The organism is Bacillus sp. 7894-2 (assembly GCF_002272225.1).
Lineage (GTDB): Bacteria > Bacillota > Bacilli > Bacillales > Cytobacillaceae > Cytobacillus.
On the sequence record NZ_NPDG01000010.1, the window covers coordinates 69,692 to 82,206 of the forward strand.

The window sequence follows — 12,515 nt, forward strand, 5'->3', positions numbered from 1 at the left end:
CATTTGGTGTTTGTTTTTAACAGGTTCCTTTTCCTTCGTTCTTCCATACTGCCTTTTGCATAATCAGAGCTGCAATCGCTATTATTGCAACGAAAAGTAAGCTTACGAAAAAACCAAACCTAATTGATTTTTCAAGTAATGTTCCGCTGACCGCAGCAAGGATCAGGATCAGTCCAAAAATGGCAAGGAGCTTCCCAAATATCTTGTTCTCCAATATCCGCAGCGCAGAAATAATGATGAAAGACCAATTGAATAAAATCATGATTCCTGCAGCAGTGGTAATGTATTCATAAATTTTCCCTGGCAAAAGCAGAGCTGTTACAATGGATGCAATTAAACCGGCTGTTGCAAGTGCGAGCGATGGCAGCGGCAGGTCCTTCCACTTTTTTATCCTTTTTGAAAAAAGACTTGGTGCATCGCCATCATTTGCCAGGGTAACCAGCAATGATGTTACTCCAAACAGTGAAGCTGTCATTGTAGAGAAGCCGGCAATGATGATGGCTGCATTAAAAACGTGCGGGAAAAAGTCCAGGTTATAATGTTCCATGGCAGTCACAAACGGACTTTCTTTTTCATTAAATTCCCCATGTGAAGCCATGTAAACAGCTAAGCCAAGGGAAATGACATATATGATGACAAGGACGATCAGCATAATAATGCCGGCTTTTGGGGCATCTTCTTTCTTCTTTAATCTGGTAGCCATCAGCCCGATTACTTCTATTCCTCCGTATGCATAGAACGCATATATTAAAGATGACCAAAAGCCTTTAAAGCCCTCTGGAAACCAGTCACCGGCAGACCCCGGGAATCCCGGATGTTTGACATCTCCATCCATTATCCCTGCCAATGCAGCAAAAGCCAGGATGATAAACATGATGATAGCAGCAGTTTTAATAACTGCAAAGAGGTTTTCTGCCTTATCAAAGCCCTTGCTTCCTGTTAGGACTACAATAATCGAAAGAATGGCATAGCCCGCTGCAAAAATCCAAAGCGGGACATGCGGGAGCCAAAATCTCGTTAATATGGATAGAGCGGTTAACTGGCTCCCCATAATTAATATATTTGAGCACCAGTAATTCCAGCCGCAGCTAAATCCTGCCCACTTCCCATACGCTTTATTGGCATAATAGCAGAAAGATCCTTCCTGAGGGTCTTCTGCAGTCATCTTAGCTAAAAGATTATAGACTATATAAGTTCCGATAGCTGCTAATATAAATGAAAATACAATAGCTGGTCCGGTAATCTTGATTCCGATGGCAGAACCCAGAAAAAATCCGGTCCCGATGGTGCAGCCCACACCAATCAGTGATAATTGCCACCATTTTAAATCACCTGATTCACTTTTTTTCGAGGAATTGCCGCTTGGCAGAAAAAAATCCATGTTGTACCTCCCTCTTTCCATCACATACTGGCAAAAAAATAAGCCGATTCAGATGATGATCGGCTTCCATTTCGATGCCACATGGAAAATTGCCAAAAAACCTTATTTCTTTTTCTCGGAACTGTCGCTCTTTAATCCAGTTACAGATCGGAACAGCTGAGTGTGCATGCTTCCCTGCACAATATCCTCGAGGAAAAATTGCTCAATCAGCTTTTTGTATTCCTCATCTTCAAACATCTTTTTGTTTTGCAATTCCATCTCTGCAAGGCCCTCATAAGTGGACAGGAAAGCATATGTATGATCATCTCCTGAAATTGGCGATAACAGCTCAACCTTGTGCTGGTAATTTTCGTTCCGATAGCTTTGGATCATCCTCAGATTTTTTAGAGCTTCAACGAAATTATCCTGCTTCACTTCAAATGATTGGTAAACGAAAACTGACATGTTTATCTCCTTCCCGATTTTAGAATGTATTTGTTAACCTTCCACCAGGTGGAATAGTTGCTGGGAGTTTTCAATATTATCGAGGCTGTACTTTTGTCAAGAGTAGTATAGTACAGATCAAGACATAAATTTCAGCGTAAAAACATAGCACTCCATTATTGCTTAGTGTGTTTATTAGTACATAAAATATTCCTTGGAGTTGTTAAGTAAATAACAAAAAACAGCCCAATGGAATCGGGCTGTTTGTATATTTATTAGACCATAACTTTGCAGATATCATTCGTAAACTCCACAGGGTCGCTGATTGGCAGGCCTTCAATCAGCAAGGCCTGATTATATAGGAGGTTTGTATAGAGACTTAACTTTTCCTTATCATTTTCCATTGCATTTTTTAAAGCCTGGAACACCTCATGGCTTGAATTGATTTCCAGTACCTTGTTTGCTTTAACATTTTGATTGTCAGGCATGCTGCTGAGTATCTTTTCCATTTCAATGGTGACTTCGCCATCTGCAGTCAGGCAAACCGGATGGCTTTTAAGTCTTTTGGAAATGCGGACATCAGTTACTTTTCCTGCTAAAATCTCCTTCATGCTGCTGAACAATTCCTTATGCTCTTTTTCTTCTGATTCGGTTATCTTTTCTTCCTCATTCTCTATGCCGAGATCGCCGCTTGAGATTGACTTAAATTCCTTCTCTTTATAGGACATCAGCATTTTAATGGCGAACTCATCAATATCCTCTGTAAAGTACAGAATTTCATAACCCTTATCCGCCACCAGTTCGGATTGTGGAAGCTTTTCGATTCTTTCGTATGACTCACCAGCAGCATAATAAATATATTTCTGGTCATCCTTCATTCGGGATACATATTCATCGAGTGATGCCAATTTCTTTTCTGTTGAAGAATAGAACATCAATAAATCCTGGAGTGTTTCTTTATGGGTTCCGAAATCACTGTATACACCGTATTTTAATTGTCTTCCAAATGACTTGTAAAATTGTTCATATTTTTCCCTCTCATTTTTCATGAGACTTTGGAGCTCATTTTTTATTTTTTTGCTAATGTTTTTCGCAATAAGCTTCAGCTGCCGATCATGCTGGAGCATTTCCCTTGAGATGTTAAGGGATAAATCTTCAGAGTCCACCATCCCTTTGACAAAACTGAAATAATCAGGCAAAAGGTCTCCACACTTATTCATGATTAAAACGCCATTCGAATAAAGCTCCAGGCCTTTTTCGTATTCTTTAGAGTAATAATCAAATGGAATATTTTCAGGAATATATAAAATCGCATTATAGCGGATTGTACCATCCACACTTATATGGATATGCTTTACCGGCTTGTCAAAGCCATAATGCTTTTCCTGATAGAACTTTTCGTAATCCTCGTCTGTCAGTTCACTTTTATTCTTTCGCCAGATTGGGACCATGCTGTTTATGGTCTGCTCTTCAATATTTTCCTCATACTCGTTTTCGGCATCACTTTTAGGCTTACTTAACTTAACATCCATTTTAATAGGATAGCGGATGAAATCAGAGTATTTTTTTATGATCGACTTTAAACGGTACTCCTCAAGGTATTCATCATAGGTTTCATCTTCTGTGTTTTCTTTAATTTTTAATATAATTTCAGTACCGACCGCGTCTTTTTCAAATGGTGCAATCGTATAACCGTCAGCACCATGGGATTCCCATTTGTAGGCCTGGTCACTGCCAAGTGATTTGCTGATCACTGTTACAACATCTGCGACCATGAAAGCAGCATAAAATCCTACTCCAAATTGGCCAATAATATCATGGCCATCTTTAATCTCATTTTCTCTCTTAAAAGCGAGAGAACCGCTTTTGGCGATGACACCCAGGTTGTTTTCCAGTTCTTCCTTCGTCATGCCAATGCCGGTATCTTTGATTGTTAATGTCCTGTTCTCTTTATCAGGAACGACTTTTATGTAGTAACTGTCTTTGTCAAACGTTAAAGAATCGTCTGTAAGTGCTTTGTAGTAGATCTTATCGATGGCATCACTGCTATTGGAAATAAGCTCCCTCAGGAACACCTCTCTTTGAGAGTAAATGGAGTTAATCATCATTTCCAATAATCTCTTGGATTCTGCCTGAAACTGTTTCGTTTCCATGTTAGTCTCTCCCCTTACCGTTCTTTATTGCATTAGCACTTAAACCTTTAGAGTGCTAAACAATATTTAAATATCATATTAGCTGATTTCTGTCAATTAGCTTGAACTTACTTTCTTTCTAAATGATTTCTTCCGCACATTCAACAAGATTGCGTATTGTTTCTTTTAATTGCTTCGACAGCTGTTCGGAAGTCCATTTCGCACTCTGATTGTCCAAATCTAATTGGATTAACAGCATCATCCAAACTGAAAAAACAGCTGAAAATAAATAGTAGTCCTGTTTGAATTTCACCCTGTCAGGAACTGGGATTTGGGATTCCTCGCAATAACAGTCCAGAATCTTATTTCGTAAAGTGTGGTCATCAGGCTTAGGGAAATCAGGATGTGACATATCGATTAAATGAAATAAATCCCAATAAGGTATGTTTAAGTGGCAATGTTCCCAGTCCAGAACCACCGTTTTACCGGCCGCATACCCAAAATTCCCCTGATGCAAGTCCCCATGGCAAAGAACCTTCACAGCAGAAAAGGGTTTAGAGGTAAATGTACTGAAAAGGATGCTTCCTAATCGTTCTGAAATATTGTGTAACCTGAAAATAGTAAAAACCTTCTCTTTGTTCTGCAGAATATGGTTCGCCATTTCCTCAATAGCCGGTTTAGGGCCACTCAGCTTTGTATTGGAAAACCGCTCGGCGGGTAAAGAGTGCCATTTGGCCATTAATGCAGTTAGTTCAAGTGCAATCTTAGAATCAAAAGTATGTGTGATGGTGCCAAGATCCTCTAAGATAATCCAATTATTGCTTAGTGTGGTCTGAACGGAATACGACAGGATTTTTGGAAACTTTAGCGGCAGTTCTGCCAATACATTTTCGAAAATCCATACTTCTTTTCCAAGCTGAGTATTGTTTGTAAGAGGTTTAAAAATATAGCTCTTGGTTTCATCAATAAAAAAGCGCTCGACAAACCGGCCGTTCGAGCCCTGATATAAATTCTCTCTCCTTAAAATGTAACGGTCATTTAGTGTCCCGTTTGCAGTCACAATATTAGTAAACAAGCTTTCGCTCCCCCTTATAGGAATCCTACCTAACAATATATATAAAACGGCTTTTAAAAATAATACTTCTTTACACAAAAAAAAGTACCCTCAGAGAGGATACTATTTACAGCAAACTGAATTCGTAGCCTTTCCCCCTAATCTCAGCAATTAACTCAGGCAGGGCTTCGACAGTCTGGCTTAATTCATGCAATAGAATGATTGCTCCGTCTTCCAGGTTCTCTAAAACGTTTGTGATAATTTGTTCAGGCTCTTCTTTGAGTTCCCAGTCCATGGACGAGATTCTCCACAATATGGTGGAGAGCCCGAGCTCTTTCGCTGCAGCAATGGTATGTTCATTATACTGTCCAAATGGGGGCCTGAATAGCTTCACTTCCTGGCCTGTGATGGATTCAATCTTTAATTTGCTGCTCCTTAGGTCCTGGATTTGTTCACTTGGAGTCAATTTAGCATAATTGGAATGCTTTGAAGAATGTGTTCCTAACTGATGGCCTTCTTCGAGAACTCTTTTCCACGGACGACCGGGGTATAAAAGCCTTGATTGCCAGAAGAAAACAGCTGGAACCTTTTCTTTCTTCAATATATCCAATAGTTCCGGAAGAATTCTTGCCGGCCCATCGTCAAAAGTCAGTGTCACTGTTTTCTTCGATGGATGTCCGGCATTAAATAACTTGATGTCTGGGTCGTTCGAAACGTACACGACGTTCGAGCTATCCACTACTCATGGACAATTGGCCATTCTTCTGCCTCCTGTTCTTAAGTTGATCGGATATATGATTTTTCTATATAACTTTCTGCATCATATGTAAATACATACATATCATCTGTAAACTGTTCCGGGTTACCATCAAAAACAACTTCCCCATCCTTTAAAGCAATAATCCGGGTTGCGTAGCGTTTAGCCAATTGAACATCATGGACATTAATGATGGTTTGCAGACCATGCCGGTTATGCATCTCCTGCAGCAGGCTGAAGATCCGGTCTGAAGTTCCAGGATCCAGACTGGCAACAGGCTCGTCTCCCAGAAGGAACCTTGGCTTTTGTAGGAGAGCCCTAGCAATACCGACTCTCTGCTTCTGCCCTCCGCTAAGATGCTCAACCCTGCGGTCTGCAAAGTCGGTTAAGCCCACCTCTGCAATGACTTGTTTAGCCTGAGCTTTTTCTTCCTCTGTAAACCAGCCAATGAGGTTCTTAAAACTGCTCCTGTAGCCGAACATGCCTGTCAGAACATTTTGCAGGACAGTCAATCGCGGAACTAAATTAAAGTGCTGAAAGATCATGCCCATCTCCCTGCGGATTATCCGAAGCTGTTCATCACTAAGTGCAGAAAAGGATTGGCCATCCCAGAGGATTTCCCCTGATGAAGGGGACTGCAGGCCATTTAGACAGCGGATCAGCGTGGATTTTCCGGCACCGCTTTTACCTAGCACGCAAACAAAGTCTCCAGGGTGTATCGTCAGATTTATTGAATTAAGCGCATGATGCTTCATGCCGGGATAACGGACAGTTATATTTCGAATCTCAAGCATTTCCGGCCTCCTTTATATCACTCGGTTCCTGACATAGCTTCCAAAAAGGTCCACTAGAATCACGATGATCATAATCACCAGGACATCGAGCGAAACTGAATTGTATTGGAAGGTTTTAAAATCATTAAAAAGTCTTTGGCCAATTCCTCCCCCGCCAATGAAGCCTAAGATAAGGGAAGTCCTTATGGCAACCTCAAACCGGTAGAAGTAATTTGACAATACATTTGGCCATATTTGAGGCAGAATGCTGAACAGGGAAGCAAACCAGCTCTTTGCCCCAACTGCTTTCATGGCCTCCTGCGGGCCGGGATCGGATGCTTCAATGAGTTCTGAGATCAGTTTTCCCAGAACCCCAATATTATGAAACATAATGGCCAGGACAGCCGGAAAAGGACCAAGCCCAAGAGCTGTCAAAAGAATCAAACCAAAAACAATTTCAGGAATGGATCGGACAAAGCTGAGGCCGACTCGGGTTATATGGTAAACAAACTTTGAGCCGGAAGTGTTTTTGGCGGCCATAAAGCTTAACGGAAGACCGATAATAAGCCCGAAGAAGCTTCCCAGAAATGCCATGGCCAAGGTTTCCAGACTGTCTTCCAGTATCCTTGGAAGGAGAGAAAAATTCATCGGGAACCAATGGGACAGGAAATCAATCATGTTGCGGAAGTCTCTGAATTTCGCTAAGTCGAATTCTGTCAGCTTCATGCTTAGAAAAATAAATAAAGCCAATACGGTATATGTTAATATGCTGCGTTTTTTAAACCACAATCTTATCAGCCCTATTCTTTAATAAGTCCCTCTTTTAGGGCAGCCTGACGGATGCTTTCATAATCTTTGTTGCTTGCTTCAGTAAATCCGCTTGCACCGAATGCATCCAGAATTTCGGGATCTTCAATAGCAAGAAATGCTTCCTTCAATGCTTTAATTGTTTCTTCATCGGTGTTTTCATGTACAGCCCAAGGGTACTGGAAAAGCTTTTCTGATTTCCAGATCGTTTTAATCTGCTCTCCATCTACTTTTCCTGATTCCACTAATTGATTATAAATGGCGCTGTCGATCGCACCGGCATCCACCTGTTTATTTTGAACTGCTAATGCAGTGGCATCATGTGAACCCGTGAATCGGACGGATTTAAAGCTGTGTTCATCCTCTGATTGGTAAACTTCACGGTCCTTTAATTCTATGGATGGGATAAGGGATCCTGAAGTTGAATTGATATCACCGAAAGCAAAGTCAGAATCACTGCTGTTTTTCAGTAAATCTTCAAGTGAGTTCCATGGATTGTCCTTGTGGGTGATGATATAGGAATAATAGAATGGCTCTCCATCAATCAGCTGTGTAATGATGGCTTTTGCTCCGCTCTTTTCATGGGCCACAACATATGTTAACGGGCCGAAATAGGCCATATCAATTTTATCGTAGTTCATGGCTTCCACTACCCCGTTGTAATCCGGATAAACTTCGACAGCTACTTCCCGATCGAGTTTTTCAGATAAGGTTGACTGCAGTTTCTCCATGGCAGCTTCCATCGATCCCTCTGTTTGAACAGGGATGACCCCAATAGTGAACTTTTCTTTCGATTGATCTTTTCCATTTTTATCTGTGTTATCTGTTTCATTTCCGCTGCAGGCTGACAGAAGCATTATTGAGAAGATAGTCAGGAGCATTAAGAATTTTTTCATGTTAGCACTTCCTTATTCTGTTTTTTTAGTAAAGGTAAAAAAGGACTCTATTCGAGTCCTTTTTAGATCACCGTAATCTTTCCGGGATTCTGATCTGTGACTGTTCCGATGATGGAAGCCCATTCGACTCCTTTTTCCTTCAGGTCATTTAGGAGTGGTTCAGCTTCTGATTCAGGAACGGTTATTAAAAGTCCTCCTGATGTTATAGCATCACATAGAATCACTTGGTCTACGTCATCAATATTTTCGTATTGAATACGTCCGGAGAGCCATTTATGATTCTTTTTGGAGCCACCGGGAATAATGTTCTGCTGAGCAAGCTCCCTGGTTTTTGGAAGAATAGGCACGGCTGTGCTTTCAACAGTTATCCCTGTGCCGCTTCCTTCCGCAATCTCCATGGCATGGCCAAGAAGTCCAAAACCAGTAATGTCTGTGCATGCATTAACCTGGTAGTTATCCATAGCTTCAGCTGCCTCTTTATTTAAAGCAGCCATGACTTCCATCACACGGTCAATGCCTTCCTGATCCAGCATATCCCTCTTAATTGCTTGAGTAAGGATGCCTACGCCAATTGGCTTGGTTAAGATTAGTTTGTCGCCAGGTTTGGCTCCTGCATTTGTTCTTACCCGTTCAGGATGTACGGTTCCTGTCACAGATAAGCCAAACTTTGGCTCCTGGTCGTCAATGGAGTGCCCTCCAACTAAAACAGCACCGGATTCTTTCACTTTATCGGATGCGCCAGCCAGAATGTCTGCAAGTATGCCTTTATCCAATTTGCTGATAGGGAACCCTACAATATTCATGACGGTTATAGGCTTGCCGCCCATAGCGTAAATATCACTCAGCGAATTGGCTGCGGCGATTTGACCGAACATGTATGGGTCGTCAACGATAGGAGTGAAGAAATCCAGTGTCTGCACAAGGGCAGTTTCATCATTTATTTTATATACGCCTGCATCATCCGATGTATCCAATCCTACCAGGAGGTTGGGGTCAGGTACAGACTTAGGCAAATGACGCAGAACCTGCGCCAGGTCTTCAGGACCAATTTTGCATCCTCAGCCGCCTTTTGTTGATAAAGAAGTTAATTTTACGATTTCTTCTCTCGACATAGTTCTCACTCCTTGCTCAATCATTGTTTGCTTGGGGACTTTTCTAGGATGGTTTCGTAAATTTTTTGAAGTGTTTTGGCTTCATATTCCGAAGAATGACTGCCCTCCACGTAGAGTTTGGCAGCATGCCCCAATTTAATCCTCAATTTGTTATTATTCACTAGTTTGTCTGCATTATCAAGAAATTCGACCGGATTAGTATAGATTAAGCCGGTTTCCTGATGTGAAATGATATTCCGGTTGCCCAGGTTATTGGCTGCAAGAACTGGAAGGCTATACCCCATTGCTTCTAAAATGGCGGCAGGCTGGCCTTCAGAATGGGATGTGTTCAATACGGCATCCGCTTGCCTGTATAGCTCTCCCATATGGTGATGCGGGATCTGGCCAAGATATTGAACCCATTCTTTATTTTTTTCAGTGAGAGTCTTTATAATATTTCCCTCTTCTTCTTCAATAACAGGGCCCGCCAGCCAAAGACGGATTCGGTGATTCTTTTCATATAACGCTTTAAGTTTTTCTATGGCAAAAGGAATATTCTTCACCTTGCGGATTCCTGCAGGCAGCAAAAATAAAAAAGTGCCGTGTTCTTTTTTATAGTCGGCTCCAGTTTCAGAAAATATTACAGTACCTTGATGGATAACATTGATTTTATCTTTTGCTTCAGGAACTGCACCTGCCAGTACATGCTTAGCTTCTTCATCAAATACATGTACAGCTTCGGCATTGATAATGGTTTGACTGATTTCGCTTTTCTTAACCGGATCATGAAGGTCGATATTTAAATCAGTGCCGGTCATGGTTACGACATATCTTTCAGGCTTTTCACCAATCCCCTTAATAAATTGGCCAAACCGATAAGCGTTAAAGCCATGCACAATATCGGCTTTTGGCAGTCTGGATAATTTGCAGCCGTCTGTGATATTGATTATGTCAGTCTCAATGCCCAGCTTATTAAGGTTATCGGATATACGCTGAACAGTAACTGTGTTTCCTCTTGCCTGGTGAAAATTCGGGCTTGCCAGAAGTACTTTCATCCTTTCATCCTTCACAATTATATTTGCTCTCTCTTCGTTTTAATTAAAGTTTGCATCAATTATTGCAGGAATATTTCATCCTGTCCATTAATTGTATTTCAGCATGCTGTTCTTTTCATTATGACTGTAAAAAAGCCTGTTTCTTTATCAAGAAACAGGCCCAATCCTTCTATTGGTTTCCGAATTCTTCTACAAGATCTCTAAATTTCCGAAGGGAGTTTTCAATAGGATATGGAGAAGTCAGATCCACTCCGGTTTTCTTTAGCAGCTCAAGCGGATAATCGGCGCTTCCGCTTTTTAAGAACTCGAGGTAGTTTTGCAGCGTTTCCTTGTCTCCTTCAAGAATTTTCGCTGCCAAATGAATGGCAGACGCAAATCCGGTTGCGTACTTATACACATAAAATGGACGGTAAAAATGAGGGATCCTGCTCCAGCCGAATTTCACCTCTTCATCAAAAACAATGTCATCCCCGTTATATTCGCGGAATAAACGTTCATAAATCATGCTGAAGACTTCAGCGTTAAGCGGCTCTCCCTTTTCCGCTAATTCATGGGTTTTCATCTCAAACTCAGCAAACATAACTTGAGTGAAGAAGGTTCCTTTAAACTGATCAATAAAATGATTAAGGAGATGCCTGCGGACATCTTTATCCTTCTCCGTGTTCAGCAGATAATGAATCAGGAGTACTTCGTTCACTGTGGAAGCCACTTCCGCCACAAAGATGCTGTAACGGGCAGTGATCTGCGGCTGGTGCTGTGAGCTCAGCTTACTGTGGACACCATGCCCGCATTCATGAGCAAGTGTAAAAAGGCTGTCCAGATCATCACGGTGATTCAGGAGGATATAAGGATGAACTCCATAAATGCCGAGATTATAAGCACCTGACCGCTTCCCTGGAGTTTCATGCACATCAATATAGCGGCCAGACTTAAATTCCTTCAGAATAGAAATATAATCATCCCCAAGAGGCTCGAGCGCTTTACACATGGTGTCATAAGCTTCTTCATAGGATATTTCAGGTTTGACTCCCTTTACTAAAGGAACGCTCAAATCATATTGCCTCAACTCGTCAACGCCTAACTGTTCCTTGCGAATCGCAGTATACCGATGCATTGCCCCGATATTCTTTTTAGTCGTCTCAATTAGATTGACATACACTTCCTTTGGCACCTGATCACCGAATAGTCCTTTTTCAAGTGCTGAAGGATAATTGCGGATTTTGGCCATGGTGACATTGTTTTTTATTGCGGCAGAAAGGGTGGAAGCAATGGAGTTCTTCAGCTGCACATAAGGCTGGTAATAAGCCTTATAGGCTTCTTTCCTCTTTTCCCGGTCTTCTTCTTCCATGATTTTCGCATACATCCCCCGCGTCAGTTCAACCTTCTCGCCATCCTCTTTTGTTACATCACCAAACTTTATATCTGCATTATTCATCATTCCAAAAGTATGGCTGGGAACGGAAAGTGCTTCGCCGAGATGTGATAGAACTTCTTCCTTGTCCTTATTAAGGACATGCGGCTTATAACGGAAGGATTCGAGCAGGTCCTCTTCAAAGTATTTCAGGCCCTTTTCTTCAGCAATATAGCCTTTTAGGGTTTCTTCATCCAGGCTTAAGAGGTAAGGCATAAAAAAGGATGTGGAAGAACTGACTTTGACGCTTAATTGCTTTGCCCTATCTACATAGGCCTGCGAATCTGTTACTCTTGTGTCTTCATCGGTTTTCAGCATCGCATAGGCATACAGCTTATTAAATATGTAAGAGAGTTTTTCTTTTTTTTCAAGGTATTGATAAAGGGAGTTGCCATCGTGAATCTGTCCGTCAAAGGTTTTCAGCTTATCGGCCAGTTGTTCAATAAGCTTGTAATCTTCTTCCCATTGTTCCAAACTGGAGTATATGTCTTCCAGATTCCATTTCTCATTCAGCGGAACGTCATTTCTGTCTTTGAATGTCTTCATCTTATAGACTCCTTTACAGTAAACTGTTGTTTTATAAGGCTGTTTTCGTAAAATTTGTTGCTTTTACATAACTGAGTAACTGAGTATAATTTGCTGAGTTGATTGGAGCGGAGGGCACTTGATCCTCGAAAATACTGACGCATTTCCTTCGTGCGGTGGTCATTCGAGGAAGCTTATTCAATGTCCTGC

Annotated in this window: 11 protein-coding genes; all 11 read right to left on the reverse strand. The window is 41.4% G+C overall.

The features are described 5' to 3' along the window. Positions 1-16: 16 nt before the first annotated feature. Positions 17-1,381, reverse strand: coding sequence for an amino acid permease (locus CHI10_RS02520; RefSeq protein ID WP_095242701.1), 1,365 nt, complete (start codon positions 1,379-1,381; stop codon positions 17-19). Positions 1,382-1,483: 102 nt separating this feature from the next. Then, positions 1,484-1,825, reverse strand: a complete 342-nt coding sequence (locus tag CHI10_RS02525; RefSeq protein ID WP_095242702.1) for a hypothetical protein — start codon at positions 1,823-1,825, stop codon at positions 1,484-1,486. A 254-nt stretch (positions 1,826-2,079) separates the two neighbouring features. Then, positions 2,080-3,957, reverse strand: coding sequence for a molecular chaperone HtpG (htpG, locus tag CHI10_RS02530; RefSeq protein WP_095242703.1), 1,878 nt, complete (start codon positions 3,955-3,957; stop codon positions 2,080-2,082). Between the two features lie 118 nt (positions 3,958-4,075). Further along, positions 4,076-5,011: a phosphotransferase gene (locus tag CHI10_RS02535; protein WP_095242704.1), complete on the reverse strand. Its 936-nt coding sequence runs from the start codon at positions 5,009-5,011 to the stop codon at positions 4,076-4,078. Positions 5,012-5,117: 106 nt separating this feature from the next. Further along, positions 5,118-5,729, reverse strand: coding sequence for a polysaccharide deacetylase family protein (locus CHI10_RS02540; RefSeq protein ID WP_095242705.1), 612 nt, complete (start codon positions 5,727-5,729; stop codon positions 5,118-5,120). 38 nt (positions 5,730-5,767) lie between these two features. Further along, the gene (gene phnC, locus CHI10_RS02545; RefSeq protein WP_095242706.1) at positions 5,768-6,541 is read right to left on the reverse strand and encodes a phosphonate ABC transporter ATP-binding protein; all 774 of its coding nucleotides are present in this window, start codon (positions 6,539-6,541) and stop codon (positions 5,768-5,770) included. A 12-nt stretch (positions 6,542-6,553) separates the two neighbouring features. After that, positions 6,554-7,309: a phosphonate ABC transporter, permease protein PhnE gene (gene phnE / locus CHI10_RS02550; RefSeq protein ID WP_095242707.1), complete on the reverse strand. Its 756-nt coding sequence runs from the start codon at positions 7,307-7,309 to the stop codon at positions 6,554-6,556. An 11-nt stretch (positions 7,310-7,320) separates the two neighbouring features. Next, entirely contained in the window at positions 7,321-8,223 is a 903-nt protein-coding gene (phnD, locus tag CHI10_RS02555; RefSeq protein WP_095242708.1) for a phosphate/phosphite/phosphonate ABC transporter substrate-binding protein, read from the reverse strand. A 62-nt stretch (positions 8,224-8,285) separates the two neighbouring features. Continuing rightward, a complete protein-coding gene (selD, locus tag CHI10_RS02560) occupies positions 8,286-9,335 on the reverse strand; it encodes a selenide, water dikinase SelD (RefSeq protein ID WP_179288932.1) in 1,050 nt (349 codons plus the stop codon). Positions 9,336-9,355: 20 nt separating this feature from the next. Continuing rightward, positions 9,356-10,369 carry a glycosyltransferase gene (locus CHI10_RS02565; protein WP_179288933.1) on the reverse strand — a complete coding sequence of 338 codons (1,014 nt, stop codon included), beginning with the start codon at positions 10,367-10,369 and terminating at the stop codon, positions 9,356-9,358. 169 nt (positions 10,370-10,538) lie between these two features. Beyond that, the gene (pepF, locus tag CHI10_RS02570; protein ID WP_095242710.1) at positions 10,539-12,326 is read right to left on the reverse strand and encodes an oligoendopeptidase F; all 1,788 of its coding nucleotides are present in this window, start codon (positions 12,324-12,326) and stop codon (positions 10,539-10,541) included. Between the last annotated feature and the right edge of the window lie 189 nt (positions 12,327-12,515).

Bases quoted from the DNA above. Each gene is read 5' to 3' on its own strand.
- pepF (WP_095242710.1), bottom strand. From the start codon at position 12,326: ATGAAGACATTCAAAGACAGAAATGACGTTCCGCTGAATGAGAAATGG.
- CHI10_RS02520 (WP_095242701.1), bottom strand. From the start codon at position 1,381: ATGGATTTTTTTCTGCCAAGCGGCAATTCCTCGAAAAAAAGTGAATCA.
- CHI10_RS02525 (WP_095242702.1), bottom strand. From the start codon at position 1,825: ATGTCAGTTTTCGTTTACCAATCATTTGAAGTGAAGCAGGATAATTTC.
- htpG (WP_095242703.1), bottom strand. From the start codon at position 3,957: ATGGAAACGAAACAGTTTCAGGCAGAATCCAAGAGATTATTGGAAATG.
- phnD (WP_095242708.1), bottom strand. From the start codon at position 8,223: ATGAAAAAATTCTTAATGCTCCTGACTATCTTCTCAATAATGCTTCTG.
- phnC (WP_095242706.1), bottom strand. From the start codon at position 6,541: ATGCTTGAGATTCGAAATATAACTGTCCGTTATCCCGGCATGAAGCAT.
- CHI10_RS02565 (WP_179288933.1), bottom strand. From the start codon at position 10,369: ATGAAAGTACTTCTGGCAAGCCCGAATTTTCACCAGGCAAGAGGAAAC.